Origin of the sequence: Blastococcus sp. CCUG 61487 (genome assembly GCF_005222955.1) — a bacterium.
GTDB lineage: Bacteria > Actinomycetota > Actinomycetes > Mycobacteriales > Geodermatophilaceae > Blastococcus.
This window is the reverse complement of sequence record NZ_LWUA01000162.1, coordinates 1-261: the sequence shown is the minus strand read 5'-3', so window position 1 is coordinate 261 and position 261 is coordinate 1. Positions and strand designations below refer to the sequence as shown.

The 261-nt window shown below is 75.5% G+C and carries 1 protein-coding gene; it reads left to right on the top strand.

The features are described from left to right. The coding region (locus A6V29_RS20820; protein WP_212719174.1) for a hypothetical protein at positions 1 to 261 on the top strand (261 nt) is incomplete at both ends.

The window sequence follows — 261 nt, the reverse complement described above, 5'->3', positions numbered from 1 at the left end:
GGACGCGCCGGCGGAGCGCTGGGCCCGCTCGGCGGGCCGCTGGGCCGCGCCGCTGCCGCCTTCGCGGGCGCCACCTTCTTCGCTGGTGTCGCCTTCTTCGCCGGGGTGGCCTTCTTCGCCGGGGTGGCTTTCGCGGTGGGCGTCGCCTTCTTCGCCGGGGTCGTCTTCCCCGGAGCCGTCTTCGCCGCGGTCTCCTCCGCCGCGGTCGTGGACTTCTTCGCCGGCGCCGTCTTCTTCGTGGTCGTCCTCTTCGCGGCGGGG